The sequence below is a fragment of the Arthrobacter sp. Y3221159 genome (genome assembly GCF_059089885.1).
In genome coordinates this window covers 114,843-140,255 of sequence record NZ_JBNHFC010000006.1, presented here as the reverse complement: position 1 = coordinate 140,255, position 25,413 = coordinate 114,843, and the positions used below count along the sequence as shown (strand labels likewise).

24 protein-coding genes are annotated in these 25,413 nt (G+C 65.1%); 10 read left to right on the top strand and 14 right to left on the bottom strand.

What is annotated here, in order from left to right; all coding sequences use genetic code 11:
- Window position 1: 1 nt before the first annotated feature.
- The 6 genes from AC5RT3_RS08305 to AC5RT3_RS08280 all read left to right on the top strand — a co-directional run bounded on the left by AC5RT3_RS08305 (window position 2) and on the right by AC5RT3_RS08280 (window position 6,179).
- Window positions 2-1,357 carry an aminomethyl transferase family protein gene (locus AC5RT3_RS08305; protein WP_494051951.1) on the top strand — a complete coding sequence of 452 codons (1,356 nt, stop codon included), beginning with the start codon at window positions 2-4 and terminating at the stop codon, window positions 1,355-1,357.
- A 123-nt stretch (window positions 1,358-1,480) separates the two neighbouring features.
- Entirely contained in the window at window positions 1,481-2,263 is a 783-nt protein-coding gene (locus AC5RT3_RS08300; RefSeq protein WP_494123958.1) for an ABC transporter ATP-binding protein, read from the top strand.
- On the top strand, window positions 2,250-2,960 hold the full coding sequence (locus tag AC5RT3_RS08295; protein ID WP_494011463.1) for an ABC transporter ATP-binding protein: 711 nt from the start codon (window positions 2,250-2,252) through the stop codon (window positions 2,958-2,960). Before AC5RT3_RS08300 ends, AC5RT3_RS08295 begins: the two co-directional genes overlap by 14 nt.
- A gap of 5 nt (window positions 2,961-2,965) precedes the next feature.
- Window positions 2,966-3,847, top strand: coding sequence for a branched-chain amino acid ABC transporter permease (locus AC5RT3_RS08290; protein WP_494011464.1), 882 nt, complete (start codon window positions 2,966-2,968; stop codon window positions 3,845-3,847).
- A complete protein-coding gene (locus tag AC5RT3_RS08285) occupies window positions 3,847-4,926 on the top strand; it encodes a branched-chain amino acid ABC transporter permease (RefSeq protein ID WP_494011465.1) in 1,080 nt (359 codons plus the stop codon). Before AC5RT3_RS08290 ends, AC5RT3_RS08285 begins: the two co-directional genes overlap by 1 nt.
- Window positions 4,927-4,937: 11 nt before the next feature.
- Window positions 4,938-6,179 (top strand): ABC transporter substrate-binding protein, encoded by a 1,242-nt coding sequence (locus tag AC5RT3_RS08280; RefSeq protein WP_494011466.1) that lies wholly within the window; start codon window positions 4,938-4,940, stop codon window positions 6,177-6,179.
- Between the two features lie 62 nt (window positions 6,180-6,241).
- On the opposite strand, the gene AC5RT3_RS08275 is transcribed toward AC5RT3_RS08280, so the two are convergent.
- The 9 genes from AC5RT3_RS08275 to AC5RT3_RS08235 form a co-directional block, all read right to left on the bottom strand.
- A complete protein-coding gene (locus AC5RT3_RS08275; protein WP_494011467.1) occupies window positions 6,242-6,850 on the bottom strand; it encodes a PadR family transcriptional regulator in 609 nt (202 codons plus the stop codon).
- A gap of 70 nt (window positions 6,851-6,920) precedes the next feature.
- Window positions 6,921-8,333, bottom strand: coding sequence for a vanillate/3-O-methylgallate O-demethylase (ligM, locus tag AC5RT3_RS08270; protein ID WP_494011468.1), 1,413 nt, complete (start codon window positions 8,331-8,333; stop codon window positions 6,921-6,923).
- A 36-nt stretch (window positions 8,334-8,369) separates the two neighbouring features.
- Window positions 8,370-9,242 (bottom strand): formyltetrahydrofolate deformylase, encoded by an 873-nt coding sequence (gene purU, locus AC5RT3_RS08265; protein ID WP_494103729.1) that lies wholly within the window; start codon window positions 9,240-9,242, stop codon window positions 8,370-8,372.
- Window positions 9,243-9,252: 10 nt separating this feature from the next.
- Window positions 9,253-10,149, bottom strand: a complete 897-nt coding sequence (locus tag AC5RT3_RS08260) for a methylenetetrahydrofolate reductase (protein ID WP_494123957.1) — start codon at window positions 10,147-10,149, stop codon at window positions 9,253-9,255.
- A 101-nt stretch (window positions 10,150-10,250) separates the two neighbouring features.
- The gene (locus tag AC5RT3_RS08255) at window positions 10,251-11,744 is read right to left on the bottom strand and encodes an aldehyde dehydrogenase family protein (RefSeq protein WP_494123956.1); all 1,494 of its coding nucleotides are present in this window, start codon (window positions 11,742-11,744) and stop codon (window positions 10,251-10,253) included.
- 45 nt (window positions 11,745-11,789) lie between these two features.
- Window positions 11,790-12,755, bottom strand: coding sequence for a VOC family protein (locus tag AC5RT3_RS08250; RefSeq protein ID WP_494011472.1), 966 nt, complete (start codon window positions 12,753-12,755; stop codon window positions 11,790-11,792).
- 27 nt (window positions 12,756-12,782) lie between these two features.
- The gene (locus AC5RT3_RS08245) at window positions 12,783-13,862 is read right to left on the bottom strand and encodes a 4-oxalomesaconate tautomerase (RefSeq protein ID WP_494011473.1); all 1,080 of its coding nucleotides are present in this window, start codon (window positions 13,860-13,862) and stop codon (window positions 12,783-12,785) included.
- Entirely contained in the window at window positions 13,849-14,559 is a 711-nt protein-coding gene (locus AC5RT3_RS08240; RefSeq protein ID WP_494123955.1) for a 4-carboxy-4-hydroxy-2-oxoadipate aldolase/oxaloacetate decarboxylase, read from the bottom strand. The genes AC5RT3_RS08245 and AC5RT3_RS08240 overlap by 14 nt, the downstream gene beginning before the upstream one ends.
- Window positions 14,556-15,287 (bottom strand): PIG-L deacetylase family protein, encoded by a 732-nt coding sequence (locus tag AC5RT3_RS08235; protein WP_494011475.1) that lies wholly within the window; start codon window positions 15,285-15,287, stop codon window positions 14,556-14,558. Before AC5RT3_RS08235 ends, AC5RT3_RS08240 begins: the two co-directional genes overlap by 4 nt.
- Window positions 15,288-15,467: 180 nt before the next feature.
- Between AC5RT3_RS08235 and AC5RT3_RS08230 the strand changes: the two genes are divergently transcribed.
- Window positions 15,468-16,820, top strand: a complete 1,353-nt coding sequence (locus AC5RT3_RS08230) for an aminomethyl transferase family protein (protein ID WP_494123954.1) — start codon at window positions 15,468-15,470, stop codon at window positions 16,818-16,820.
- Window positions 16,821-16,861: 41 nt separating this feature from the next.
- Window positions 16,862-18,274, top strand: a complete 1,413-nt coding sequence (ligM, locus tag AC5RT3_RS08225; RefSeq protein ID WP_494123953.1) for a vanillate/3-O-methylgallate O-demethylase — start codon at window positions 16,862-16,864, stop codon at window positions 18,272-18,274.
- A gap of 39 nt (window positions 18,275-18,313) precedes the next feature.
- Here the strand turns inward: ligM (AC5RT3_RS08225) and AC5RT3_RS08220 are convergent, their stop codons facing one another.
- Complete coding sequence (locus tag AC5RT3_RS08220; protein WP_494051937.1) at window positions 18,314-19,009, bottom strand: GntR family transcriptional regulator; 696 nt, start codon at window positions 19,007-19,009, stop codon at window positions 18,314-18,316.
- 92 nt (window positions 19,010-19,101) lie between these two features.
- Between AC5RT3_RS08220 and AC5RT3_RS08215 the strand changes: the two genes are divergently transcribed.
- Window positions 19,102-19,869 (top strand): NAD(P)-dependent oxidoreductase, encoded by a 768-nt coding sequence (locus tag AC5RT3_RS08215; protein WP_494123952.1) that lies wholly within the window; start codon window positions 19,102-19,104, stop codon window positions 19,867-19,869.
- Window positions 19,870-19,925: 56 nt separating this feature from the next.
- Here the strand turns inward: AC5RT3_RS08215 and AC5RT3_RS08210 are convergent, their stop codons facing one another.
- From AC5RT3_RS08210 to AC5RT3_RS08195, 4 genes are all read right to left on the bottom strand, one after another.
- A complete protein-coding gene (locus AC5RT3_RS08210) occupies window positions 19,926-20,162 on the bottom strand; it encodes a hypothetical protein (protein WP_494123951.1) in 237 nt (78 codons plus the stop codon).
- A gap of 177 nt (window positions 20,163-20,339) precedes the next feature.
- Window positions 20,340-21,566, bottom strand: a complete 1,227-nt coding sequence (locus AC5RT3_RS08205) for a pyridoxal phosphate-dependent aminotransferase (protein WP_494103733.1) — start codon at window positions 21,564-21,566, stop codon at window positions 20,340-20,342.
- Window positions 21,567-21,604: 38 nt separating this feature from the next.
- Window positions 21,605-23,299 carry an alpha-amylase family protein gene (locus AC5RT3_RS08200; protein WP_494123950.1) on the bottom strand — a complete coding sequence of 565 codons (1,695 nt, stop codon included), beginning with the start codon at window positions 23,297-23,299 and terminating at the stop codon, window positions 21,605-21,607.
- Complete coding sequence (locus AC5RT3_RS08195) at window positions 23,296-24,336, bottom strand: TIGR03885 family FMN-dependent LLM class oxidoreductase (protein WP_494011483.1); 1,041 nt, start codon at window positions 24,334-24,336, stop codon at window positions 23,296-23,298. Before AC5RT3_RS08195 ends, AC5RT3_RS08200 begins: the two co-directional genes overlap by 4 nt.
- Before the next feature lie 152 nt (window positions 24,337-24,488).
- Here AC5RT3_RS08195 and AC5RT3_RS08190 point away from each other — a divergent pair, with 152 nt between their 5' ends.
- Window positions 24,489-25,412, top strand: coding sequence for an AEC family transporter (locus AC5RT3_RS08190; RefSeq protein WP_494123949.1), 924 nt, complete (start codon window positions 24,489-24,491; stop codon window positions 25,410-25,412).
- Window position 25,413 lies beyond the last annotated feature (1 nt).

Below are 25,413 nucleotides of genomic sequence, written 5' to 3'. Positions count from 1 at the left end.
CATGACAAAGCAGAGCCTGCAGTCCGCTATCGACCAGCAGGGCGGCAGCGCCGTAGAAGTGTTGCGTAATGCAAAGTCCAGGCCGTTCACGTTTCCGGTGACGCCTGAATTCACCAACTGGCGAAGCGAACAGGCTTCCTGGCGTGACTCATGTGCCCTGCTTGACCAGTCGCACCACATGGCAGACCTCTTTGTCACCGGTCCCGACGCCACGAAGTTCTTCACCTGGATCGGCACAAACTCCGCCGCCGCCTACCGCGTGGGCCGGGCGAAGCAACTGGTCGCAGTCAATCAGGACGGCTACCTGATTGGCGACGGCATCCTCTTCCACCTCGGCGAAAACTCGTTCGACCTGGTGGCGCTTCCCATGCTGAGCGATTGGGTTGAATACAACATCTCCACCGGCGACTGGGATGTCACCCTCGACCGCGACGACCATTCACTGATCCGCAAGGGCGATCCCAAGCTCTTCCGGTACGAACTACAGGGACCCAACGCGCTTGCCATCATCGAGAAGGTCACGGGCAAGCCGGCACCGGAACTGAAGTTCTTCCACATGGGCGAGGTGGAGATCGAGGGGCGCCGGGTGGGTGTACTGCGCCACGGCATGGCGGGGCAGCCGGGCTTCGAACTGTGGGGTCCCTGGGCCGATGCCGCGGCGGTGCATGCCAAACTGCTGGCCGACGGCCAGGAATTCGGCATCACGCAGGTCGGCGCGAAGGGTTATTCCTCAGCCAACCTTGGGTCCGGCTGGGTGCCGTCCCCGCCGCCCGCCATCTTCCAGCCCGAGCTCAGGGAATACCGCGATTGGCTCGACCTGTCGAAGGCGGGCTCGCTGGGAGGCAGCTTCTACTCGACCGATGTAGCCGACTACTACGTCACGCCCTATGACATTGGACTGGGCCGCTCCGTGTCCTTCGACCACGAATTCCTCGGAAAGGAAGCGCTTCAGCGTCACTCGGAAAACCAGCGCCGCACCAAAGTAACGCTGGTGTGGAACAACGAGGACGTCGCTGCAGCCCTCGGGTCGATCCTGGGTGAGGGCCTTCCGGCCAAGTACATTGAGCTGCCCAAATCACGCTACGCGCTCTACCAGACCGACAGGATCCTAAAGGACGGCGAGACCATCGGCATCTCGTTCGACGTCGGCTACCTCGCCAACGAGCAGGTCTTTCTATCACTGGCAACGCTCGACGTGGCACATGCGCAGACCGGAACGGAAGTGGTGGTGGTCTGGGGGGAGGAACCCAACTCCCGCAAGGGGCAGGTGGAGCGCCACCGACAGGTCGAAATCCGTGCCACCGTGGCTCCGGCGCCCTTCTCGGACTACGCCAGGAGCGGTTACCGCGCGCCATGATTGAGGTTGGCTAACGTTCGCTTCAAAATCGTTGACAATTAAGTATTCGATCCGTAGCGTCGGTCTCGAGCGGTCGTGACGGATCGCGCCGCCCGGAGCAATGACGCGACAGGAAGGTACAGGGTGGCCGCAAGCCTGAGCCTCAACGACGTGAACTTGCACTTCGGCGGCGTCAAGGTCCTGCAGGAAGTGAGCTTCGACGTGGAGCCGGGCGTCATCTTCGGGCTCGTAGGACCCAACGGCGCCGGCAAGACCTCCCTCTTCAACTGCATCAGCGGCCACTACAGGCCCAGTTCCGGTTCCATCACCATCGATGGCACCGAGGTCCTGGGACATGCACCGTTCCGCCTTGCGCGCCTTGGGCTCGCCCGTACCTTCCAGCATCCGGCCCTGCTGTTGCATGCCACAGTCCTGCAGAACGTGCTTCTTGGCGGGCACACCAGGCTTCCTGGCGGACCTGTTTCCTGGGCATCGCGGTTGCCCTACACCGCCCGTGCTGAGCGCGGGATGCGCGAGGAAGCGCTTGAGCTCCTTGACCACGCAGGGTTGGGCTGGGCCGCCCACCTGCCCGCCGACGAACTCGCCCACGGACTACACAAGGGCATCGAGTTGTGGCGTGCCTTGCTCTCCCACCCCTCGCTGCTGCTGCTCGATGAGCCTGCCGCCGGGCTGTCCCATGCTGAGGTGGAGCAATTTATCAAGACCGTGAAGCGGCTCCGCGCCGAGCAGGACGTCACGATCGTCATCGTCGAGCATCACATGGGGCTTATCTCCGCGCTCACCGACCGGGTGGTGGTGCTGGACCACGGGCGCAAGCTCATGGAGGGCACCGCCGCCGAAGCCCAGTCCGACCCCCGTGTCATCGAGGCCTATATAGGAAAGGACGCGGTGGATGGCGCTGCTTGAACTTGCCGGCGTGACAGCGGCCTACGGGCCCGTGCAGGTACTGGACGGGGTGGATCTCACCGTGCCGGAGGGCGGGTCAGTCGGGATACTGGGCGCAAACGGGGCGGGCAAAACGACGACGCTGCGCGCCATCAGCGGCACGGTGCGCACCAGCGGACGGATCAGGTTCGAGGGACGCGATATCCGCGGCCTGCGCCCTGACCAGGTGGCGGCGCTGGGGGTCGCCCACGTTCCGGAGGGCCGCGGAACCCTCGGCCAGCTAAGCGTTCGGGAGAACCTTCTGGTGGGGGCCTACCTGCGCAAGGACCGGGCAGCGATCTCTGGCGATATCGATTATTGCCTTGACCTGTTCCCGCAGTTGCAGGACCGCGTCGGTTCGCGGGCGGCGTCACTCTCGGGGGGCGAGCAGCAGATGCTCGCCGTAGCCAGGGCATTTATGGCCCGGCCCAAGTTGCTGTTGCTCGACGAAGCATCCCTCGGACTTGCCCCGAGCACCTCAAAAGCGGTGTACCAGGCGATCAGGCGGCTGCGGCTCGAGTCCGGCATTGCCATGGTGGTGGTGGAGCAGAACGCAAATCTGGCGTTCTCGCTGGTGGACACTGCCACCGTGCTTGAAACTGGACGCAACGTGCTGACCGGATCTTCCACCGAACTTAGAGGCATGGACGAGATCCGCCGTGCTTACTTGGGGGGCTGAACCATATGGGCACCTTCATCCAACTGGTGGTGGACGGGCTCTCGACCGGCTCCATCTACGCTGCTTTGGCCCTCGCTATCGTGCTGGTGAACCAGGCGACCGGCCTGATCAACTTCGCCCAAGGCGGCATGGCCGTGCTGTCCGCCTACATCGCCTACGCCCTTACGCGGCTCGGCCTGCCCCTCGTCGTCGCCATCCTCATCGCAGTGGTGGTTTCGTTCCTCATCGGGGCAGTAATTGAGCGGTTTCTCATCCGCAGGTTCGAGGGGGGCGATACCCATACTGCGGTGGTGGTAACCATTGGCTTGCTCACCCTGGTCACCGGTATCTCCGCTGTTTTTTGGGGCTACAACAACCTGCCGTTCGAGTCGCTTTTCCCGCTAACCGGTGTGGAGATCTTTGGCGCGGTGGTGAGTGTCCGGTCCATCGCCACAACGGTCACGATCCTGGCGATCATGGTGCTTCTGCAGGTGCTCTTCCTGGGCACCAAGCTTGGACTCGCGCTCCGGGCTGTCGCAGATAACCCGGCCTCCGCTGCTTTTTCAGGCCTGCCTGTCGGCAGGCTGCTGATGGTGGGCTGGGGCCTGGCCGCGGTTCTGGGCGCGATCGCCGGCGTCCTCGTTGCCCCGCAGCTGACCCTCACCCCGGGCATGCTTGACACAGCGCTGGTCTACGCGCTCGCAGCGGTGATTTTGGGAGGCCTGAGCAGCCCGATCGGATGTGTTATTGCGGCGTGGGCCATTGGGGTCCTGGAGAACTTGGTGGCCGTTTACGTGCCGCTCGTGGGCCATGACCTCAAGATCGCAGTGCCGTTTGTACTGATCTTCGTCATCCTGGTCATCCGACCCCAAGGCCTGTTCGGGCGGAAGGTCGTGGTGAGGGTCTGATGCGTACGCTGTCCTCAATCTTTGCGAAGGGATCCATCCGCATCATCCTTATAGCAGTGGTGGCCATCGCGCTGATCATTGCCCCGCTCATCCTCCCGGCATTCACGAACCAAACGCTCGTGCGCATTGGCGTTTATGCCGTCGCAGTACTGGGGCTGAACATCGTGATGGGCTACACAGGGCAAGTGAACCTCGGGCAGATCTTTTTCCTCGGGCTCGGCGCTTATGTGACCGCCTACGGCGTCAAGGCGGACTGGAATATCATGCTGGTGTTCATTGCGGCCTGCGTCGTGCCGGGCCTTGTCGGGCTGCTTGTGGCGCTGGCGGCAGCCCGGCTCGGTGGCCTCGCAATCGCCATGGTCACCATCGCTTTGCCGATCGTGGGTGTTCCCCTGGCCAAGCGGCTCGACGAGTTCACGGGGGGCTCGCAGGGCATCTCGGCCCGCTTTACGGACGCTCCCGACTGGTCAGGGCTCTATAACGACCAGTGGCAGTACTACATCGTGCTGGTGGTCACCGTCGCCGCGTTCCTGCTGGGCCGCAACCTCGTGCGCGGCAAGTACGGCCGTGCCTTCACGGTGGTGCGGGAGAACGAAGCCGTTGCCGCGTCCATGGGTATCTCGCCGTACCGTACCAAGGTGCTCGCGTTCACAGTCGCCTCCATATTTGGTGGGGCGAGTGGCTTCCTTTACCTCGCGGCCGTGCAGTACACCTCGCCCGAGACCCTCAGTTTCGGCCACTCCATCGGTCTCGTCGCCGCGATGGTCATCGGCGGCGCGGGCAGCATCATTGGTGCGCTTATTGGTGGCGCCTACTACGTTTTCGTTCCCCAGTTGACGAACGCCATCGATCCCAACCTGACCACCATCAGCCAGGGCGCGATTCTCCTCGCGGTGCTCTTCCTGTTGCCCCATGGACTGGTGAGCCTTCCACGGGTGATCCGCCGTCTAAACCGCCGGCTCACCGCCCGCAGCACATCACCGGGGAATCCCCCGCAACATAACTCTCCCGTGCATCAACCGGCTTCTGAGGCCGCGCGGGAGGGACTCGAAAAAACAGAGAGGCAAGATCGATCATGAAAATCAGAAAAATGCCAGACGGGGTCCTCGGTATCGTCGCGACGGCGTCGATCATCGCGCTCTCCCTGTCAGGTTGTGCCCGTGACGGCGGTGGCCAGGGCGGCGGCTCCGGGGCCAGCCCCGGGATCACGGACACGTCCATTACGTTGGGCGTCACCACTCCCCTCAGCGGTCCTACAGCAGGACCTGGAACCTGCACCGTCGCGGGCCTTGCAGCCTACTTCGGCGCCGTCAACGCGGCAGGCGGCGTGGAGTTCGGTGACGGCAAGACGCGCACCGTCGAGATCAAGTCCTACGACGATGCATATGATCCGCAGAAGTCGTTGTCGAACTTCCAGCAGATGATGTCCGACGGCGTCTTTGCCGTCACGTCCGGCCTCGGTACCCCCACCAACCGCGCCTTCCGTGATGCCGCCATCAGCCAAGAGGTCCCCCAGGTGCTCGTGATGACCGGTGACCCCCTGTTCAGCGATCGGGAGGAGAGCCCATGGCAACTCGGCTTCGTTCCGATCTACCAGAACGAGGGAGCAGCCTTCGGTGAGTTGCTGGCGGAATCGCAGGGGGAGCACAAGGTCGCCATCCTGTCGCAGAACGATGACTACGGCAAAGGCTACGTAGAGGGCTTCAAGGAAGCCATCGAGGGTGCGGACAACGTCACGGTTGTCGGAGAACTGACGTACGAGGCTACCGATACGTCGGTCGACGCCCAGCTGACCCAGCTGGCGTCGTCCGGAGCGGATGTCTTCTTCAACGCCATGTCCATCACCCCGCTGGTGATCTCGTCGCTGCAAAAGGCCCAGCAGATCGGCTGGAAGCCAAGCTGGTTCCTTCCGTCCAATACGTCGAGTCCCACCGCCATCCTCCAGCCCGGCGGTGCGGATGCGTATCCGGGCATCTACTCGGTGTCGTTCTCCAAGGCCCCGCAGAGCCCGGCATTTGCAGAGGACGAAGACGTCGTCAAGTTTCTCGCCGACCTCAAGGAGTATGGCAACTACCCTGACATGCCGGCCTTCCCGCACTGCATGTGGAGTTACATGGTGGGAGCCACACTGGAAGGGGCTTTCAAGAATATGAGTGAGCCGACCCGTGACAGCTTCATGACGGCGCTGCGCGACATCAAGGGCCTGCAGGCGCCCCTGATGCTGGAGGGCACGGCGGTTGACACCACGGTCGACGGACAGCCGGCCGTGTCTTCGGTCCTGGTGCAGAAGTACAACGGCAGGGGTTACGACACGGCGGAAAGCTTCGGCTAAAAACCCGCCTTCACCGTTGCGGCAGCGCCGCCATCTCCGGAGTTCCGCCGGGAATGGCGGCGCTAAACGTGGGCTGCCCTGGCATCGGAAAGCATTTCCAGTTCGTCGATAAGCCTGAGCCCCCTCTGCGCCCAGGCGATCTCGACCCGTGCCCGGTCAACAAGTCCCTCATAGGTAAACCGTTTGAAGGCGATGGTGCGCTCGCGTTCAGCTGGCTCGGTTACTGCAAGGCGGCGGATCAGCATCGGGTTGGCAACTTCAGTGATCTGCAGGAGTTCGTGCTCCCACTGGGCGAGCTCGCTTTCCCACTGTGCAATGTGGGCCCGGAAGAACTCCCGTCCCACCCCGGGAGCCACCGACTCAAGGTAGGCAGCCCTTAGATGGGCGGGATCGCGGACCCTGGCATAGTCCAGCGGTGTCTGCATCCAGTCGAGGAAGGCCCGGTCCCCGGCGTCCGTCACGTGATACACCCGGCGGGTGGCGCGCTGGCCCCTGGGCTGCTCTTCGCCTTCGATAAGGCGCTCGGCCTCCATCTTGCGCAACTCTGGGTAGATCTGCGAGTCCGGAGCATGCCAGACATGCCCCACCGACAAGGAGAACTGCTTCTGCAGGTCGTAGCCTGAGAGCGGCCCCACGCGAAGCAACGCAAGCAGCGCGTACCGCAGGCTCATGGAGTAACTCCTTCGATGACCGGACGCGGGGTCAGGGGGCAAGCGCCCCCTGACAAACCCGGCTACCAGCCTAGGCGGATTTGTAGTTGGTGCGCCACCCGCCTTGGTAGGTTGCCCGGGCGACGGTGGAGTAGGGCACAGGACTGACGACGGCGCGCACCTCGGTCTGCACGTGCGGTTCGACGGCGGCCTTTGCGGTGCCGCCGTCGGGCTCGCCCCACACAACCCTCAGTTCCGTGCCTTCGGGTACGTCGGGGTTGATGGTGGCGAGCGAGAGGGCCCGGCGTTCGTTCGCGCTGTACCCGGTGAACATGGAGTATCCGACGACGGTGCCGTCCGCGTCGATGACGGAGTCGTAGTTCGCCGAGCCGTAGTTTGCGAGCGGCAGGTCAAAGAACTTGTAGCTCGGTCCCTCCACCTTGAACAGCGACGCGAAAATCGAGGTCACGTCCTCTCCGTCCCAAGCCAGGGTGACCTTCTTGCGCTGCGAGGCCGGGTCGATCCGCTCAAGGGCATCGCGGCCAATGAAGTCGTGATCGAACTTGACGAATGAACCGTAGCCCAGCTCATACGGAGTGAGGTAGTAATCTTCTATGTTCGCGGACACGAACGATCCGGCGAGCGTCCCCGTCGCCTCGTATCCATCCGCGGGGAGCCACTCGCGGTAGCCGCGCTCGGCTTCGCCGCTGTAGATCGCGGGCAACGGCGAGGGGATCCAGCCGGACTCGAGGGTGTTGGACGGGTAGGCGCGCGAACCGACAGGCACCAGGCCGAACTCGGCGCCCGCCTCAACGATGGCGTCCCGGATGCGTCCGTGGTCGGGATAGGGCCCCCAGATTTCAAGGCCCGGAGCGCCTGCCATGCCATGGCGCAGGGTGCGGACGCGTGTCCCCTCGATGGCCATTGTTGACATGTTGAAGAACTTTAGCTGTTCCACCGGCCCCCGGTTCAGCTTTTCGATCACCTGCCATGCATTGGGCCCTTGAATCTGGAAGCGGTAGTACTGGCGGTTGACCTGTTGGCCGTAGGGACGGGACGGTGAACGGCGGTCGACGGTAATTTCCAGGTTTGGATAGCCGCCCTTGTCAGCGTGGTAGAGCAGCCAGTTGGCCGCCGGCGCACGGCCTACGTAGACATATTCGTCTTCGGCCTCCCGGAAAAGGATGCCGTCGCCGATAACGTGACCCGATTCGGTGGTGGGCACATACTGCTTTGCCCTGTTCACGGGGAATACGGCAGTAGAGTTGATGGCCGTTGAGGAGATGAGCTTGATCGCGTCCGGTCCTTTCATGAACAGGTTGTCCATGTGGTGGGACTGGTCGTACAGCACAGCCGTCTGGCGCCAGGCGGTCTGTTCCTTGATCCAGTTCTGGAAGTCGGCCGGGACCACCGGATAGATATACGAGCCGATCTGGGAATTGCGGAGCAGGTCCACCGCGCCGCGGGACGAATCAAGGACTTCCTGCAAATTCCTGGGTGCCATGACGAACCTCTCGTTCTGTATCGGTTTGTTGTGTGGTCAAAAGACGATGGTCTGGTTGCCGTGCCGGATGACACGGTCTTCGGCGTGCCACTCCACAGCGCGGGAAAGCACGGCCCTTTCAACGTAAGCGCCGCGGGCCTGGAGATCGGCGGCACTGTGGACATGCGTCACCCGGGCTACGTCCTGCTCGATGATGGGGCCTTCGTCAAGGTCCTTGGTCACATAGTGTGAGGTCGCCCCGATCAGCTTGACGCCGCGTTGCTTCGCCTTGCGGTAGGGCGCCGCGCCTATGAAGGCGGGCAGGAATGAGTGGTGGATGTTGATGAGCGGCACCCCCACCGCGTCAAGGAAGCCCGGCGACAGGATCTGCATGTAGCGCGCGAGGACGACGAAATCCACATTGCCCGCCAGCAGCTTCAGGATCTGTTCCTCCGAGTGCGTCTTGTCCGGACCGGACGAGGGCACGTGGAAGAAGGGAACGCCGAAGGACCGGACATCCTCGGCGGTGTTGGTGTGGTTGGAAATCACCATGGGGATGGTCACGGGCAGTTCACCGCGGCGGTGGCGCCACAACAGCTCGAGCAGGCAGTGGTCCGAGGTGGAAACCAGGATGGCCATTCTCTTGGGCACGGACCGGTCGGTAAGGGTCCACTCCAGCCTCAGACCGGCCAGGCTCGTGCCGAGGTCCGCCTCGATTTCCGGCAGTGCAACGGCAAGGTCTGGCCGGCTGAAGACGACCCGCTGGAAGAAGTCGCCTCCGGCCGGATCGCTGGAGTACTGGTCGAGGGAGACAATGTTCCCTTGGTTCCGGCTGACCAAGGCCGCCACCGCTGAGACTATGCCGGGCTGGTCGGGGCCGTGGACAATCAGGCAGGCCTGGTCCTTGTGGTCGTGGGTATGGAGTGCCATTCGTGCCTCCTCACTCCTGCCCGCCTATGAACCGGCGGACCCAGTCGGCTGTCTCCAGGAGGCCGCCGAAAGTGTAGAAGTGAAGCCCCACTTGGCCAAGGAGCCCATCGCCCTTCACCGCGGATCGATCGGCGAGAACTGCGGCAAGGTCGTTGACGAAGTTGTCTGGACCGGCGACGCCGACGAGGTTGGTGAGTGAAAAGCCGTACTTCTTCACGATCATTGCATTGGCGCCCACACCGAACCGCCTCGCAAAACCCAGAAGGCGTTTTATCCCGGCTGGTCCGGGAGTGCCTACGCGGATCGGAGCGGAGATCCCCCTGGAGCGTACGGCCTCGATCCAGTCAGCCACTGGATCGGTGTCAAAGGCAAACTGCGTCAGGATGACCGCGTTGAGGCCCGCTTCCATGAGTGCCGCGTACTTGTCTTCGAGCGCCCGCCACAGGATCTCCTTCGGAATATCCGGGTGGCCCTCGGGGTACCCGCCGAGTCCGACTTCACGGACGCCGAACTGCTCCAGGACACCGCTGCGTATCAACGCAAGCGAATCGTGATAGGGCCCCTCCGGGCGGGCTGGATCACCGCCGACCGCAAAAATACGCTCGGTGGCGCCAACCTCCTGCAAGCGGCCGAGGAACTCCTTAAGGTGCTGCTCCGACCTCAACCTTCGCGCCGAGATGTGGGGGATGGGAACGAAGCCGAGTTCCCTGGCCGCCTTGGCCGCGGCCACGCGCATCTCAAGGTCTTCGTTGGCCAAAGAGGTCACGTTGATCCGGGTGCCGGGCGGAATTTGCCCCCTTGCCTCGATGAGGGCGGGAACGTCCTTGCCGGTCATCTCGAGTGAGAAGTCCCGGATGAGTTCCAAGGAAGCTGCGCGGTTGACGCCGGGCCTGATTCGAGTGGCCATCGGAGGATCCTTTCGGCAGCTGCAACGGTGCACCCTGCACTCGCAATTTTACCTACGCTGATAGGTAAAAGCCATAGGTACCTTTGCGTAGTCCGGGCCTGTCAGCTGTCCCGCCGCGACTCGGGGTCGAGGCGCGCGACGGCGCGGGTGTCCTGGAACGCCCGGACACCCTCAATACCCTGTTCCCTGCCCATGCCGGACTGCTTCATGCCTCCAAATGGTGCCCGCAGGTCGAGCCGGGTGGCACCGTGGTCATTGACCCAGACATAGCCGCAGACCAGCTTTCCGCCCACTCGGCTTGCCGTTGCGGGGTCGGCAGTCCACACGGATCCGCAAAGGCCCGCCCAGGTGTCATTCGCCGCCTGCACCGCCTCATCCTCAGTGTCGAACGGAATGAGCGGGATGACGGGCCCGAACTGTTCCTGGGTGACCACGCGCAGCGAGGGTTCAGGATCGATCACCAGTGCGGGCCGGAGGAAGTTTCCGCCCCGCAGGTCCGGATCCGCCGGAATCACGCCGTACTCCCTGACCTCGGCACCCGAAGCCTTCGCCTCCTCGATAATTTCGCTGACGAAGGCCTTCTGCGCCGGCGAGTGCAGCGGCCCCATGGTGGTCCCCTCATCGAGTCCGTAACCGATCACGGCATTCTCAAGCCGGCTGGACAACCCTTCGGCGAGCTCTTCCAGCCGGGAACGGTGCACATAAATCCGCTTCGCGGCCATGCAGATCTGGCCCGTGGTGTCGAAAATGGACGCGTAGAGACGGTCCAGGTGCGCGTCATCGAGGACGGCGTCGGGCAGGATGATGGCAGCGTCGTTTCCACCGAGTTCCAGCGTCACCCGCGTCAGCGACTTGGCGGCCATCTCCATGATCCGCTTGCCGCCGGAGACGCTCCCGGTGAAGCATACCTTTGCGATGTCCGGGCTGGTGATGAGGGCGGCCATCTCCGCGTCCTTGCCGGTCACGACGTTCAAAACGCCCGGCGGCAGTTTCTCCGCGATCCTCTGGACCACCCGGGTTGTGGCGAGCGGAGCCGTGGGCGGGGGCTTCACAATCGCCGTGTTGCCGGCGAGAAGCGCGTGCGGCAGTGAGGCCGCAAGGATCGCGATGGGCCAGTTGAAGGGCACGATGACCGTGACTACGCCGATCGGCTGGTATTCCACAGTGGTGGACACCGGGATTCCCGGTGCCGGTGGAAGAAGCTTGGTGGCGTCCACCTCTTCGGCCAGGGCGAGTGCGAGGTTCCACCGGATCTCGAACACCAGCGAGTCCACCCAGGCCTCCATGCGGATCTTGCCGTTTTCCTGGGACAGGATGGCGGCGTCCTCGTCGCGGAAATCGGCGATGCCCTCCAGCGCCGCCCCCATCTGCTCTGCGCGCTCCTGCGCGCTCAGGGCGGCCCACCCGGGGAAAGCTGCCTTAGCTGCCGCAATCGCATCATCGACGTCACCCGAGCCCGCCGCGGCCGCGTGGCCGACGATGATGCCCGGCTTTCCCGGGTCCACGATCTCCATGGTCGAGGCAGCCTGGCGTTCGGCGCCTCCGATGTACAGGCCGGTGGTCACCGGCGCGGACGTGTCTACTGTGTTTGTCATGACTTCACACCTCTCTGTGCTGTGTTGCCGGGTTCTTTAATTTTGTCACTGGCGGACAATGGGCGTTCCGTGGGTGTGGAAGGTTTCGATCGTTTTCATGCCCCAGGCTTGCCCCTTTTTGCGCTCCTCCTGCGTCCACTCCACCACCGGCGAGTCAGGATCCAGCAGCAGGCGGGCGCCGGCGTTGGCCAGTTCGATGCGGTTGCCGCCGGGCTCCCAGACGTAGAGGAAGAAGGTCTGGTTGATGGCATGCTTGTGCGGGCCGGACTCGATGTGGATTCCGTTCTCAAGGAAAATGTCGGCCGCCTTCAGGATGTCCTCGCGGGTGTCGGGGGCGAAAGCGACGTGGTGCAGGCGGTTGCCATGCTTCAGCCAGTCGTCCGAGTACACGATGTCGTAGGACTTGTTGTTGAAGTGGAACCACCATGCGGCGTACCCCCCGTCGTCGAGCCTGATGCGTTCGCTCTCACGTGCTCCCAGTGCGTTCAGCACGAATTCGCCATTTGCCACTACGTCCTTGGCGAGGAAGTTGATATGGTCCAGCCGCCTGGCGTTCACGCCCCGGCCGGGAAAGGCCGAGGCCTGGTTCTTCAGTGCGGGCTTGTCGTCCGTGGCGGTGTACCGCTCGGTCTCGTAGTAGATTGCCAGCTCATGCCCGTCCGGGTCGCGGAACGCGTAGGCAGGTCCCGTCCCCACTTCACCGTCCACCCAGCCGATGCCGAGGCCGGTGGCTTCGATGGCCGCCACCCGGCGCTCAAGCGCCTCCTGGCTTGTGGTCCGGAAGGTGGTCCGTCCGACGCCGGCATCGGCCGAGGCGGAGAGCTTGATGGTGTAGAGCTGGTATTCGTCCCACGTGCGCAGGTACACCGACTTCTTCCCAGCTTCCCCGGCTTCTGCCACGACGCGCATGGCCAGCAGGTCACGGAAGAACCAGAGGCTTTCGTCGAAGGTGGGAGTGAGCAGTTCCACGTTTCCCAAGTGGGCGACGTCGAACGAGGTGTACCCGGTCATGGAACAGTCCTCTCCTCAAGGTTGGGGTTACAGGCGGGGGCGCGGGAAAACGCGCCCCTCGAAGATCTTTCGAGCCGTCCGGAGCGCTGCCGAGTGGGTGACGCTGTAGCCATCCGCGGACGGCTCCACGCCGACGTCCACGTCGAAATGGCCGGAGGGATGCTCGACGCGGAAGGGTCGCTCCGGTGCGGGAAACACGGCAAACCCATGCCCCACAGACCCTTCGGCCAGCACTCCCGCTGCGACAGTGAGGGCCCCAAGGACGCCGATTGACGTGTGTACGCGCACGGGCAGGAAGCTGCGCGTGGCAATGGCGCCGCCTGCCTGCGGCGGGGACAGCAGTACGAGCTTCGGTACGGTTGCGCCGCTGACGTCTTCCATGCCCATCACCTCGCCTGCGGCAAGCCTGATTTCCGCGAGGCGGGCCGCCAGCGCGTCGTCCGCTTCCAGGTCGCCAGGCAGTTCGTTGCCCGCTACGCCAAGATCAGCCGCGCGCAGCAGCACGGTGGGCATGCCGTTGTCGACGCAGGTCATTTCCACGCCGGCGACCCGGTCCAGTACCTTGCCCGTTGGAAAGAGCGCCCCTGTCGACGAGCCGGCGGTGGCCTCGAAGTTGAGCCTGATTGGCCCTGCCGTTCCGGGCACGCCGTCGATCGCGAGGGTGCCGTCATAATCCACGGTGCCGCCGGGGGTGGCGAAATACGCCGTGGCGATGCTTCCGGTGTTGACCATCCGGATGCGCACCTCGCTACGGTCGGCACCGGGCGCCACCAGGCCGCGCTCCACGGCGAACGGTCCTACGCCGGCCAGGATGTTGCCGCAGTTCTGGCGGCTGGTCACAAACGCCGTATCCACGCCGAGCTGCAGGAAGAGATAGTCAACGTCGGCGCCGTCGTCGGGAGATGCCGAGATGACTGCAACCTTACTCGTCAGGGGATGCGCACCGCCGATCCCGTCCACTTGGAGCGGATCGGGGGTGCCCATGATCCGAAGCAGCAGATCGTCACGTTCGTCAGGATCTGCAGGCAGGTCCGACGCGAGAAAGTAGGCGCCCTTCGAGGTGCCGCCGCGCATGAGGAGGCAGGGGATGCCTTCAACGGGCGCCATGGCCCGACCCGTACTCCGCCGCGCTCACGTATCGTACGCCTAGTCTGTCAAGCACCGCGCGCAGCCTATTGCGGTCCAGGCTCAGCTCACCCGCACGGTAGGCCGTACGGGACTGAGCCTCCTTCTCAACCCTCGCGGCGGCGGCCTCGAGGGTTGCCCGGGCGTCGCGGCGCGGCACGCAGAGCACGCCGTCGTCGTCGGCCACGATCACGTCTCCCGGGTGAATAACCACACCGCCGACGGGGATCGGCACATTCACCGAGCCCGCCGTCGCCTTGACCGTACCCTGCGCGTTGATCGCGGCGGACCAGACGGGAAAGCCCATCGCGCGCAGTTCGCGGACATCGCGGACGCCCCCCGTCGTGACAAGCCCGCGCACCCCCCGGTGCTGCAGTGCTGTTGCGAACAGCTCTCCGAACGAACCGTCCAGGGAGGGCGAGGTGGTTGTCACTACCAGCACATCACCCTCGCGGCACTGTTCCACCGCGGCGTGGATCATGAGGTTATCCCCTGGCCAGCACAGGACGGTAACGGCTGAGCCGGCGATCCGTACTCCATCCTGGAGAGGCCTGAGCGAGGCACCCACCAGTCCGCTGCGGCCCATCGCCTCGTGCACCGTGGCGACACCGTGCCCTGCCAGGCCCTCGATGGAGAACGCCTCCGCCCGCTGCACGCCGGTGACCACCACGGGCTTCATTCGAGAACCTCCGTGACCTGGGGGTAGTAGCGCATGTAGGCCTCGCCCCTGGTGTCTACGGGCAGTCCGAGGTTTGGTCCTGCATTCCGTTTGACCTGTACCCCGCGGCGAACGGCGAGGTCCGTGTAGTAGTCCCACATGTGCTGCTGGGCGGGGAGGCACTTCATGGCCTGCTGCTTGGCGGGAAAGGCAGAGGTGATATCAAGCAGGACGTCGGGCTTGAAGTCGCACTGCTCGGGCTGGTGCGGCTCGAAGAAGAACACCGGCGGCGCCCCCAACACCTCGCCGGGAGCGTCGTAGCCAATAGCCTGGGCCAGGATTCTGGCTTCGATCGCCAGCCGGGCAGCTGCAGGATGGTCGCCGTTGTAGGGGTCCACAAGGGGATGGGTCAGTACAACGGTGGGCTGAACCCGGCGATAGATCCGCACGAGCTCATCCAGCAGTTCGCGGCTCGGCAGAAGCGGGTAGTCGCCGGCGTCGAGGAATTCGATTTCTGCGCCCAGGGCCCGGGCGGCCTCCTCAGCCTCCCCGCGCCGAAGCGCCTTGATCTCGTCCAGCGTCTTTCCTGCCAGCCATTGGCTGGCGGATTCGCCACGTTCGCCATAGGAGAGGCAGACGACGACGGCGCGGTCGCCGCGGGCGGTGGCGGCGGCAATCGCGCCGCCGGCACGCCAGACGAAGTCGCCCGCATGTGCGCTGACGACGAGCAGACTGCCCGGATCGCCCATAGTTCAGTCCTTCCGGAATGCTCCTGCAACCTGACCTAGCCCGGTATCCGCGGACAGTGCCAGACAACCACTCTCTGGCACCCCGGTCAAGGCATCCGATACAATTTTGTTAGCAATCTCGATCTCAAGCTCCCGTGCAAATGTCGTGAGTGCGCGGCGGGCCGGACGAAGGAGTTCGCAGTGACGGAGACTTTGCAGGAAGCAGTGGACCGGGAGGGCTCGCCGGTAGGGCTGCTGCGGAACTCGCCGGCCCGCCCCCATGTCTTCCCAGTGACTGCCGAGTTCAGCAATTGGCGATCCGAGCAGCATTCCTGGCGCACCAGCTGCGCCCTGCTTGACCAGTCGCACCACATGACGGATCTCTTCCTGCAGGGGCCGGAAGCGGAAAGCCTGCTCCGGGGGCTTGCGGTCAACTCCTTCGCGAAGTTTCCAGTTGACCGCGCAAAACAGTTCATCGCGGTGAACCACCGGGGCCAACTCATCGGCGACGGGATACTCGCCCACCTGGACCAGGACTCCTTCAACCTGGTGGGACACCCGATGGTGATCGACTGGGTGCAGTACAACGCCGAAACAGGAGACCTGGATGTGGAGGTGGAACGGGACGGCAACTCCATCGTGCGTGCCGGCGACCCCCGCCTGTTCCGCTACGAACTTCAGGGGCCCACCGCCGTCGCAATCGTGGAAAAGCTCATCGGCGGCCCGGTCCCGCAGATCGGGTTTTTCCATATGGCACGCTTCCCGATTGCCGGGCTGGAGGTCCGCGGGATCCGGCATGGCATGGCCGGACAGCCCGGCTACGAACTTTTCGGCCCGTGGGCCGAGGGTGCACGTGTTCGGGACCTGCTGCTTGAGGCGGGAGCAGAATTCGGACTTACCCAAGTAGGGGCAAAAGGCTATTCAACAGCCAACCTCGAGTCGGGCTGGGTGCCCTCTCCGGTGCCGGCGATCTTCTCGGACCCCCGGCTGCGGGCCTACCGGGAATGGCTGCCGGCCTCAGCAGCCGGTTCACTCGGCGGCAGCTTTGGCACGGCGGACATTGAGGACTACTACCTGACGCCCTACGACCTGGACTACGGGCGGTCCATCGCGTTTGACCATGACTTCGTGGGACGGGACGCGCTCGAGGGCATGTCCGAAAGGCCCCACCGCCGCAAGGTGACACTCGTGTGGAACCCCGACGATGTCCAGGAGGCGATCGGCTCGCTCCTGCGGCCCGGCCTCCCGGCCAAGTACATCGACCTGCCGAAGGCGCGCTATGCCCTGTACCAGGTGGACCGGGTGCTCCAGGACGGCGCCGACATCGGGCAATCATTCGACTGCGGCTACATCGCCAATGAGCAGGCGTTCGTCTCGCTGGCCAGCCTGGACTCCGGCGCGGCGGTCACCGGTGCCGAGGTCACGGTGCTGTGGGGTGAGCAGCCCAACTCGGCCAAGGTCCAGGTGGAGCCGCACCGGCAGGTTGCCCTGCGGGCCACGGTGGCCCCGGCACCGTTCGTGCAGTACGCACGCGAAAGTTACCGCGCCGCCTAGCGGCGTAGCCATTCACCCGGAATAAACGAAGGAGAACCCCGATGGCCCGGAAGTCCCTGCAGGACGTGCTCGATGCCGCAGGCAACACCGTCGAACTCTTGCGCAACTCTCAACTTGGCACCTACATCTACCCTGTGGTCCCCGCGGAGTTCACCAACTGGCGGCGGGAGCAGCGCGCCTGGCGCGAGACCGCCGTGCTCTACGACCAGTCGCACCACATGGTCAACTTCTTCATGAAAGGCCCCGACGCCCTCAGGCTGCTCTCGGACACGGGCATCAACAGCTTCGCGAATTTCCCGGTGGACACGGCCAAGCAGTTCGTGCCCACGGCGTCCAACGGCGGCGTGATCGGCGACGGCATCCTGTTCCACCTGGCAGAGCACGAATTCGTCTACGTCGGGCGGGCACCTGCTGCGAACTGGCTCCAGTTCCACGCCGAGACCGGCGGGTACGACGTCGAATGCAGGTACGATGACCGCTCACCGTCACGCCCCTACGGGCAGGCCGTACAGCGGGAGTACTACCGCTTCCAGATCCAGGGGCCCAACGCCTGGCAGATCATCGAGAAGCTCAACGGCGGGACCCTCGAACAGGTGAGGTTCTTCCACATGGGGCACCTGGACATTGCCGGAGGGCGGGTGCGCACCCTGCGCCACGGTATGGCAGGAGCCCCGGGGCTGGAGATCTGGGGACCCTATGAGCAGCATGCCAGGATCCGTGAGGCCGTACTCGAGGCCGGTGCCGAGTTTGGAATCGAACCCTGCGGGTCGCGCGCCTACTCCTCGAACACGCTCGAGTCGGGCTGGATACCTTCCCCGCTGCCTGCTGTCTACAGCAGTGACGCCGAGCGCGCCTACCGTGGATGGCTGCCGGCCACCAGCTACGAAGCCATCAACGCGCTCGCGGGCTCCTTCGTCTCGGACAACATCGAGGACTACTACCTCACGCCGTGGGAACTGGGCTACGGCTCCTTCGTGAAATTCGACCATGACTTCATCGGCCGGGACGCCCTTGAGCAGATTGATCCGGCCAGGCAGCGGAAGAAGGTCACGCTGGCCTGGAACGACGAGGACCTCGCCAGGATCTGGGCGTCCTTCCTCGACCGTGACAACCCCGGCTACCAGTTCTTCGACCTCCCGAACGCCAACTACGGTTCGTCGAACTACGATTCCGTGGTGGACGCCGACGGGACTGCAGTTGGCCTCTCGCTCTTCACCGGCGTGACAGCCAATGAACGCCGGGGACTGTCGCTGGCAACGGTTGACGCCAACGTGGACATCGGGACCGAGGTCCACGTGGTTTGGGGCGAACCTGACGGGGGGTCACGCAAGACCACAGTGGAGCGGCACGAGCAGATCAGCGTGCGCGCCGTCGTGAGCCCCGCGCCCTACGCCGTGACGGCGCGTACGGAATACCACGGCGGCTGGCGCACCGCCGGCGCCACTGCCAAGTGAGCCTGCCGGCTTGCCGCGCACGGCAGCCAGGGTTGCACGTCAGGTGACCGGTGCTGGTTCGGACTGGGCGGATGACACTTCGCGGAGGGCATCGATGACGCTGAGCAGGTGGCTTCGCACAGCGTGCTCGGCCGCGTCTGGGTCCCGGCTGACTACGGCGTCGATGATGGCGGCGTGCTCCAACACCGAGACCTTCGCCCGCTGCGGCCGCGACGAGAGCTTGAACTGGTGCCGGACACTCTGCGCGTGCAGGCGGGCCAACACCTCGGCGGCAGTGGCATGGTGGCTGAGTTCGCGGATCCGTACATCGAGGTAAAGGTGCAGGCGCGCGTATTCGACGAGATCACCCTCGGTGACAGACTCGATCATCCGGGCCCTGAGCCGCTCCAGGGCAGCTGCATCCTCGTCGGATATGCGCGCAGCCGTCTTCGCGGCACACAGGCCCTCAACACCGATCCGTACCTCCAGGATCTCGATGGCCTCGTCCACGGAGATCGCCCGGACCCGGGACCCGCGGTTCGGCAGCCGCTCCACCAGGCCTTCACCTGCGAGTTCGAGCAGTGCGGTGCGTACCGTGGCACGGCTCGCCGAGAGCTCCACGCTGAGGTCGGCTTCGATAAGCCGCTGATTGGGTGCGTACTCTCCCCGGATGATCGCGTCACGGATGACGTCGGTGACCCTCGGGTCGCCGGTGGCCGCCGCTTCCGCCTCCAGTGAATGACCGCGAGATGCCATCTGCACTCAACTCCCAGAATCGCCGAACAAGTGAGGGGCCCAGAGTGAGCACCATTTTGTCTACAATCTTAGGAGCAAGGGGGAAGGACCGCATGCGGGTCGCCGTCCTGGGGCTTGGGGAAGCCGGGCGCATCTACGCGGAGGACCTTTCCCGGCGCGGAGTGGGCGTTACGGCGGCCGATCCGGCGGTCGCCGCTGTTCCAGCCGGCGTTACCCCCGCCGGTGGCGTCGGCGAAGCCGTGCGTGGAACAGGGGTGGTGCTCAGCCTGGTTGGGGGGCATGCTGCAGAGTCTGTCCTCGAGGAAGCGCTGCCCGGGATGGAACCGGCGTGCATCTTCGCGGACATGAATACAGCGGGCCCCGCAGTAAAGCGGCGATTGGCGGAACGCGCATCCCGGCGCAACATTCAATTCGTCGACGTTGGCATCCTGGCGCCGGTTCCACGCGACCGGCTTGAGACGCCCCTGGTGGTGAGCGGTGCGGGCGCGGAAAACCTGCTGCCTGTCCTCACCGGATGGGGAATCCCGGTGACCAGTGCAGGAGGCGAAGCAGGCGCGGCCGCCGGACTGAAGTTGCTCCGCAGCGTTTTCATGAAAGGTCTCGCGGCCACCGTCATCGAGTCAGTCACCGCCGCCAGGGCAGCAGGGGCCGAGGACTGGCTCGTCGGCCAGATCGCCTCGGAACTGGGCCCTGCCGGACCCGAACTGGTGGAGCGTGTACTTGAGGGCACGGCGCTGCACGCCGCGAGACGGGAAGCCGAGATGCGTGAGGCCCGCTCGTTCCTGGAAACGCTTGGCGTCTCCCACCCCATGACGGACGGAACGCTCCAGTGGCTGCATGCCCTGTCGAATCCAACATAGGCGGCGGGCAGTCCTTACTGACTACGCCCGCAGCCGCGGTGTAGGAACAGGCAGGCCTAGGCGACCCGCCACACGCTGCATTCGTCCGTGTTGATTGCCTTCCGGTGGCCAGTGATCCGGTCCAGGATCCAGACGACGCCGATGCCGGGCGCTGTTTCCTGGACGCTGCCGCGGCGGATCACCACGTCGTCGTAGGAGGGGCCCACGGAAAGGCGGGCCTCGATTTCGTCACCGCGGTGGAGCTGGTCCAGGGCGCGGACTCTGGTTACATGCGGGGTCGCTTTCTTCAACATTGCGTGGCCTCCTGGCTGGAGCTGGTGCCGGCTCTTGCCTGCACTACCAAGTGTGGCGGGGCAATGTTGCGCGCCCGTTTCCCCGCGGTTAGGTACCGGTTAGTTCTTCGAGCCGGTGTTGTTTCTGCGGCACCCTACTGGCAGTCCGGCGGGCGTGGCCGGGAAACGGGACCCCTCTCAGGCGGCGCCGCGGCTGCGGTACCCGGCCAGGAAGTCGGAAATCCTTTCCACCGCCTCCTCGATGTCCAGGACGGACGGAAGGATCACGAACCGGAAGTGGTCCGGTGCAGGCCAGTTGAACGCGGTGCCGTGGGAGACCAGGATCTTCTGCTCCTGCAGGAGGTCCAGGACGAACTGCTCGTCGCTGGCGATCGGGTACAGGTCCGGATCCAGGCGCGGGAACAGGTACATGGCTCCCGACGCCGGCACGCAGGTGACGCCGGGAATGGCGGTCAGCAGTTTGTGGGCGAGGTCGCGCTGTTCCCGCAGCCGCCCGCCCGGACTCACCAGCGCCTCAATGCTTTGGTAGCCGCCCAGGCAGGTCTGGATGGCGTGCTGGGCGGGAACGTTCGCGCAAAGGCGCAGCGAGGCGAGCAGTTCAAGGGCTTCCCGGTAGCCCACGGTGGCCGCGAGGGGTCCGGTGATGGCTACCCACCCCGCACGGTAACCGGGCATCCGGTAGGCCTTGGACAGCCCGCTGAAGGTCAGGCAGCACACGTCTTCCGCCACGGAGGCAGTGTGGATGTGGCGGGCGCCGTCATACAGCACCTTCTCGTAGATCTCGTCCGAAAACAGGACCAGGTTGTGCTTGCGTGCCAGGGCAGCGAACTGTTCCAGGACGTGGCGGGGGTACACGGCGCCCGTTGGGTTGTTCGGGTTGATGATCACGATGCCCTTGGTGCGGCTGGTGATTTTCGCTTCCACGTCCGCCATGTCCGGCCACCAGTTCTCCGCCTCGTCACAGAGATAGTGCACCGGTTTGCCGCCGGTCAGGGTCACGGCGGCGGTCCACAGGGGATAGTCCGGCGCCGGGACCAGGATCTCGTCACCGTTTTCCATGAATGCCTGCAGGCACATGGAGATCAGTTCGCTGACCCCGTTGCCGATCACGATGTCTTCCACGCCGATGTTCATCAGCCCATGGGTCTGGTAGTACTGCGAGATGGCGGTCCGGGCGGTGAAGATCCCCTTGGAATCGCTGTACCCTTGCGCGCCGCGAAGATGGTGGATCATGTCCACGACGACGGACTCCGGCGCCTCCAGCCCGAACGGCGCCGTGTCCCCAAGGTTCATCTTGAGGATGCGGTGCCCCTCGGCCTCCATGTTCTTGGCCGCCTGGAGGATGGGGCCCCGGAGCTCGTAGCGGACATTCTGGAGTTTGCTGGAGTGTTGCATGGCGCGCATGGTTGATCTTTACACACAGCCGGCGCGCGCCGCCCCCGTTACGGCGCCAGCCGGTCCCCCTTCCGGTGCACCCGGAACCAGCGGTATCCGTAACGCCCCAGTTCCGCCGTGAAGCCGCCGTCGGGTTCCAACTCCACATTGTCGCCGTCGAACAGGTCCAGCAGCATGGCGTCCTTGTAGGCCTGCGGCGGGGCGTCCTGGCCGCCCACCAGGCCGCTGACCTTTACCGTGTCCTCGCCGAAGTTGTGCAGCAGCACCAGCGTGCCGCCGTCGGAACTGCACGTGTGGGCGAACACGGCGGGCTCGGGCTGGTCGATGACGTTGAATTCACCCCACCCCAGCTCCGCGGACTCGCGGTAACGTGCAATCAGGGTGGCCATGAAATTGAACAGTGAGTCCGGGTCGCGCTTGGCGGCCGCAGCGTTGACGTTCTCCACCCCATACTCACCGCGCACCAGGGGCGCCACCAGGTCCGCCGCTTTGGCACTGGAGAAACCGCCGTTCTTTTCGCTGGTCCACTGCATGGGGGTGCGCACCGCGGCGCGGCTCTTCTGCCGGAGGTCCTCGCCCATGCCGATCTCCTCGCCGTAGAACAGCACGGGGGTGCCCGGCAGCGAGAACATCAGCGAGTACACCATCCGGATCCGTTCCTGGTCGCCGCCCAGCATCGGCGGCAGCCTGCGGCGCAGCCCGCGGCCGTAGATCTGCATGTTTTTCCGGGGTCCAAAAGCGGCAAAGACCTCTTGGCGCTCGCCGTCGCTGAGCTTGTCCAGGGTCAATTCGTCATGGTTGCGGACGAACATGGCCCACTGGTTGTCCGGATGGATGGCCGGCCGGCTCTTGAGAGTCTCGGCGAGCGGGCGGGCATCCTGCCGGGCGAGCGACAGGTAAATGTGCTGCATGGACATGAAGTCGAACTGCATGTTCAGCTCGTTGCCCTCGGGTCCGCCGAAGTACTCCAGCTGCTCCTTGTAGGGCAGGTTCACCTCGCCCAGCAGCACCGCGCTGCCGTTGCGGCGGCTCACGAAGCTGCGGAGCGCCGCAAGGTACTCGTGCGGGTCCCGGTTGGCGGCCTCGTCCTTGGGCTGGCCGCGGGTCTCCAGGAAGAACGGCACGGCATCCAGCCGGAAACCGTCCAGCCCCAGTTCCAGCCACAGCCCCATGGCCTTGGCGATCTGGTCCCGGACGCCGGGGTGGGTGACGTTGAGGTCCGGCTGGTGCTTGGCAAACATGTGCAGGTACCACTCGCCGGTGGCGTCATCCTGCGTCCAGAGCGAGTTCTCCTCCCCGGGGAAGACCACCTCGGAGGACGTGTCCGGGGGAGTGTCCTGGCGCCATACGTAGAAGTCCCGGTACGCGTTGTCCGTCGATTTCCGGGCCTCAAGGAACCAGGGGTGCTGGTCAGACGTGTGGTTGACCACGAAGTCCGCGATCACGCGCATACCCCTGTCCTTGGCGGCGCGGATGAACTCCACCAGGTCGCCGAGCGTTCCCAGCCGGGAATCGACGGCGAAGAAGTCCGTCACGTCATAGCCATCGTCCCGGTCCGGGGACGGGTAGAAGGGCATGAGCCAGATGCAGGTCACGCCCAGGGCGGCCAGGTAGTCCACCCGCTGGGTCAGCCCGGCGAAATCTCCGGTGCCGTCGCCGCCGTCGTCAAAGAACGTTTCCACGTCGAGGCAGTAGATGACCGCGTTCTTCCACCACAGGTCTGACGTCTCGGCGAGCCTCATGCCCGGGCCTTCGACGACGGTTCGGCAGCTGCCGCAGCAAGCTGCGGTTCAGCGGCAATGCCGGCAGGGGTCCCGCCGGACGTGCGAAGGTGCGGAAGAACGTCCGCCGCGAACGCGTCGATGAAGGGGGCCTGCTCCTGCCCCACGAAGTGCAGGTAGAGCTCGTCGAAACCGAGCTCCGCGTACCCGGCCAGCCAGTCCACGTGCCGGGCGGTGCTGGCCGAAACGTTCACCGACTTGCGGACCTGGTCCTCGCCCACGTGCTCGCCCACGCCGTCGAAGTGCCCCGCGGTGGGCAGGTCCCAGGGGACGGGCGGGGCGAAGGTGTTGGTCCGCCACTGGTCCAGCGCAATGGCCGCGGCATCCTCTTCGCGGGGTGCCCAGGAGAGGTGGACCTGCAGCACGGCCTTGCCGCGGCCGCCGTTGTCCCGGTAGGCGGCCAGCATGTCCCGGAGCTTGTCCGCGGGCTGGTTCACGGTGACCAGCCCGTCCGCCCACGCTGCGGCACGGCGGGCTGTGTCCACGCTGATGGCGGGCGCTATCAGCGGCGGCGGAGCGTCCGGGACGTCCCAGATCCGCGCCTGCTCCACCGTCACCAGGCCGCGGTGGGTGACCTCCTCGCCGCGGTGCAGCCGGCGGATCACCTCAACGCACTCTTCCAGCCGGCGCTGCCGGATGTCCTTGGCCGGCCAGGCATCGCCGGTAATGTGCTCGTTCATGTTTTCGCCGCTGCCGGGGGCAAACCAGAACCGCCCCGGGAACATCCCGGCCAGGGTGGCGGAGGCGTGGGCGATGATCGCCGGGTGGTAGCGCTGGCCAGGTGCCGTCACCACCCCGAACCGGAGTTCCGTAGTGGCCAGGGCGGCCCCGAGCCAGGACCAGGCGAACCCCGAATGGCCCTGGCGTGCGGACCACGGCTCAATGTGGTCCGAGCACATGGCGGCATCAAAGCCTGCATGCTCCGCGTGCTGGACATCCTGGAGCAGCTGGCCGGGACTGATCTGTTCGTGCGAGGCGTGAAAGCCGACGGTAACCATCGTTAACCTCTACCGTCCGGTACGGTGCCCTGTCGAGGGCATCCCGGGCCCCGGTACGGGAACCGGACTACTTGTCGGATAAGTTTGGAACTTGTAGTACTGCGTTCCTGCCGACGATGCGGGGGCCGGCGGAACGGGAAGGAAGTACCTCAATGGGCGGCGTGCTGATCGGGCTGGCGGTGATCGGCGTCGTGATCGCCGTGGGGTACATCGCCGCGCGCTGCGGCCTGGGCGGCGAGCCCACTGTCACGGCATTGACGCGCACCGCGTTCTTCATTACCAACCCGGTCCTGCTGTTCACCGTGGTCCTGGAGTCAGACGTCAGCGTGGTGTTCTCCGCCTACGTGCCGCTGGCGCTGATTACCGCCCTGGTCACCGCGCTGCTGTATGTGGGGATCAGCCGGCTGTGGTTCCGGAGGCCGCTGGCCGAGACGGCAGTCGGCGCCATGGCCAGTTCCTACGTCAACGCCAACAACATCGGCATCCCCATCACCCTGTACGCCCTGGGGGACGCCACGCCCGTGGCGCCGGTGCTGCTGGTCCAGCTGCTCCTGCTGGCGCCGCTGGTGCTCACCTTGCTGGACCTCTCCGCCGCCGGCAGGTTCTCGCCGCGGCTGATGCTGACGCAGCCGTTCCGGAATCCCATGATCATCGCCACCCTCCTGGGCGTGGTCCTGGCCGCCCTCGACGTGGAGCTGCCTGAGCCGGTGATGGCCCCGCTGGCATTGCTCGGCGGCGCCGCCGTTCCGGTGGTGCTGCTGGCATTCGGCATGTCGCTGCACGGCAGCCGAATGCTGGGCAGCGGCGGGCACACGGCGGAAATCCTCACGGCCACTCTGCTCAAGTCAGCTGTGATGCCGGCGGTGGCGTTCGTCGTCGGGCGCTTCCTGTTCAACCTGGACCAGCACATGCTCCTGGGCGTGGTGCTGATGGCTGCCCTCCCGTCCGCCCAGAACGCCTTCCTTTTTGCCAGCACGTACGGCCGGGGTGTGGCCGTGGCCAGGGAAACCATCATGTTGTCCACGGCCGCCGCGGCGCCGGCACTGATCCTCATCGTCTGGCTGCTCGCGGGCTGAT

Coding starts and splice junctions, on each gene's coding strand:
- AC5RT3_RS08195 (WP_494011483.1), bottom strand. CDS start 24,336: ATGGTTACCGTCGGCTTTCACGCCTCGCACGAACAGATCAGTCCCGGC.
- AC5RT3_RS08220 (WP_494051937.1), bottom strand. CDS start 19,009: ATGGCATCTCGCGGTCATTCACTGGAGGCGGAAGCGGCGGCCACCGGC.
- purU (WP_494103729.1), bottom strand. CDS start 9,242: ATGGCACTCCATACCCACGACCACAAGGACCAGGCCTGCCTGATTGTC.
- AC5RT3_RS08235 (WP_494011475.1), bottom strand. CDS start 15,287: ATGGGCGATCCGGGCAGTCTGCTCGTCGTCAGCGCACATGCGGGCGAC.
- ligM (WP_494123953.1), top strand. CDS start 16,862: ATGGCCCGGAAGTCCCTGCAGGACGTGCTCGATGCCGCAGGCAACACC.
- AC5RT3_RS08245 (WP_494011473.1), bottom strand. CDS start 13,862: ATGGCGCCCGTTGAAGGCATCCCCTGCCTCCTCATGCGCGGCGGCACC.
- AC5RT3_RS08305 (WP_494051951.1), top strand. CDS start 2: ATGACAAAGCAGAGCCTGCAGTCCGCTATCGACCAGCAGGGCGGCAGC.
- AC5RT3_RS08295 (WP_494011463.1), top strand. CDS start 2,250: ATGGCGCTGCTTGAACTTGCCGGCGTGACAGCGGCCTACGGGCCCGTG.
- ligM (WP_494011468.1), bottom strand. CDS start 8,333: ATGGCACCCAGGAATTTGCAGGAAGTCCTTGATTCGTCCCGCGGCGCG.
- AC5RT3_RS08190 (WP_494123949.1), top strand. CDS start 24,489: ATGGGCGGCGTGCTGATCGGGCTGGCGGTGATCGGCGTCGTGATCGCC.
- AC5RT3_RS08250 (WP_494011472.1), bottom strand. CDS start 12,755: ATGACCGGGTACACCTCGTTCGACGTCGCCCACTTGGGAAACGTGGAA.
- AC5RT3_RS08205 (WP_494103733.1), bottom strand. CDS start 21,566: ATGCGCGCCATGCAACACTCCAGCAAACTCCAGAATGTCCGCTACGAG.
- AC5RT3_RS08200 (WP_494123950.1), bottom strand. CDS start 23,299: ATGAGGCTCGCCGAGACGTCAGACCTGTGGTGGAAGAACGCGGTCATC.
- AC5RT3_RS08255 (WP_494123956.1), bottom strand. CDS start 11,744: ATGACAAACACAGTAGACACGTCCGCGCCGGTGACCACCGGCCTGTAC.
- AC5RT3_RS08215 (WP_494123952.1), top strand. CDS start 19,102: ATGCGGGTCGCCGTCCTGGGGCTTGGGGAAGCCGGGCGCATCTACGCG.
- AC5RT3_RS08275 (WP_494011467.1), bottom strand. CDS start 6,850: ATGAGCCTGCGGTACGCGCTGCTTGCGTTGCTTCGCGTGGGGCCGCTC.
- AC5RT3_RS08280 (WP_494011466.1), top strand. CDS start 4,938: ATGCCAGACGGGGTCCTCGGTATCGTCGCGACGGCGTCGATCATCGCG.
- AC5RT3_RS08285 (WP_494011465.1), top strand. CDS start 3,847: ATGCGTACGCTGTCCTCAATCTTTGCGAAGGGATCCATCCGCATCATC.
- AC5RT3_RS08210 (WP_494123951.1), bottom strand. CDS start 20,162: ATGTTGAAGAAAGCGACCCCGCATGTAACCAGAGTCCGCGCCCTGGAC.
- AC5RT3_RS08240 (WP_494123955.1), bottom strand. CDS start 14,559: ATGAAGCCCGTGGTGGTCACCGGCGTGCAGCGGGCGGAGGCGTTCTCC.
- AC5RT3_RS08260 (WP_494123957.1), bottom strand. CDS start 10,149: ATGGCCACTCGAATCAGGCCCGGCGTCAACCGCGCAGCTTCCTTGGAA.
- AC5RT3_RS08290 (WP_494011464.1), top strand. CDS start 2,966: ATGGGCACCTTCATCCAACTGGTGGTGGACGGGCTCTCGACCGGCTCC.